The 1,416-nt window shown below is 57.9% G+C and carries 1 protein-coding gene and 1 pseudogene; one reads left to right on the top strand and one right to left on the bottom strand.

Translation table 11 applies throughout. From position 1 onward, the window contains the following. Positions 1–365, bottom strand: a pseudogene (locus tag ENZ75_RS31775) (GGDEF domain-containing protein); the annotation flags it as partial. A gap of 160 nt (positions 366–525) precedes the next feature. Between ENZ75_RS31775 and ENZ75_RS31770 the strand changes: the two are divergent. Then, positions 526–1,239, top strand: coding sequence for a pyrimidine 5'-nucleotidase (locus ENZ75_RS31770; RefSeq protein ID WP_013528482.1), 714 nt, complete (start codon positions 526–528; stop codon positions 1,237–1,239). Positions 1,240–1,416 lie beyond the last annotated feature (177 nt).

Raw genomic sequence — 1,416 nt, 5'->3', positions numbered from 1 at the left:
ATGATCAGCAGCGCGCCGCGATCGGACTTGCGGCGCGAACCGTCGAGCGCGGCAAAGAAGCTTTCCCGGTTGAGCATGCCGGTCATGTCGTCGCGGCTCGCCTTTTCCGCCAGGCGGCGATGCGCGGCGGCGAGCTGGGCATGGGCTCGGGCGAGATCGCGATGCGCGTTTTTCAGCCTGTCGCTTTGCCAGAAAGTGCTTGCGCTGGCGGCCCACGCCAGCACCAGCGGACAGAGCGTGGAGGTCAGCCAGATCGTCCGGTTGACCGGAAATCCCATGGCCGGAACGATGATCAGGGTCAGCAGGAGAGAGGCCGCGACTGAGGCGAAAGCAACGGCGGCGGATCTCAGAATTATGCTGTTCATCGCTTGCTCCCACAAGACTGCCTCTCTGCCAGCAAGCCCTGAAGGCCACCTTTCCCAGATGCCTAAAATTTGAATCGTGAGACGATTTACGCAACCTCAACGAGCAGAAGTTGTGGATAAAGTCGCTTTCGGAATGCGCGTTTCATGCCATAAGGAGTCCATGACCACGCTCCCTGACCCCGCCCGCTTCGCCCATGTCACCGACTGGGTCTTCGATCTCGATAACACGCTCTATCCGCACCATTCGAATCTGTTCTCGCAGATCGACGTCAAGATGACCGCCTATGTCGGCGAACTGTTGGCATTGCCGCGCGACGATGCGCGCAAGTTGCAGAAGGAGCTCTACCGCGAATATGGCACGACGCTGAACGGCCTGATGACACGCCACGGCATCGACCCCGACGATTTCCTCGAGAAGGTCCACGACATCGACTATTCATGGCTGGTGCCCGATCCCGTTCTCGGCACCGCCATCCGCCAGCTTCCCGGCCGCAAGTTCATCTTCACCAACGGCGACCGCAGGCACGCCGAGCGCACCGCGCGCCAGCTCGGCATCCTCGACCATTTCGACGACATCTTCGACATCGTCGCTGCGGGGCTCAATCCCAAGCCGGCGCGCCAGACCTACGAGAAGTTCGCCGAACTCCACGCCGTCACCGGCCACAATGCGGTGATGTTCGAGGATCTTGCCCGTAACCTTTCGGTGCCGAAGTCGCTCGGCATGACCACGGTGCTGATCGTGCCGCGCAATTTCGAGCCGACCTTTTCCGAGATATGGGAGCGCGACCCGGCCAATGAGGATGATGTCGATTTCGTCACCGACGATCTGGCGGGGTTTCTGACGGCGATTGTGGAGAGGGGGGAGGGGAAATGAAGAAATGATGAAATGACGAATTGGGGATTGATCCGAACGCAGAGCCACAATCCCTTCATTCTTCAATTCTTCAATTCTTCAATTCTTCAATTCTTCAATTCTTCAATTCTTCAATTCTTCAATTCTTCAATTCTTCAATACTTCAATTCTTCAATTCCCCGATCCCCAGCCCTACTC

The organism is Mesorhizobium sp. M7A.F.Ca.CA.002.04.1.1, assembly GCF_004022805.1.
GTDB lineage: Bacteria > Pseudomonadota > Alphaproteobacteria > Rhizobiales > Rhizobiaceae > Mesorhizobium > Mesorhizobium ciceri.
The sequence above is the reverse complement of the archived record's forward strand: the minus strand, read 5'-3'. Positions and strand labels throughout refer to the sequence as shown.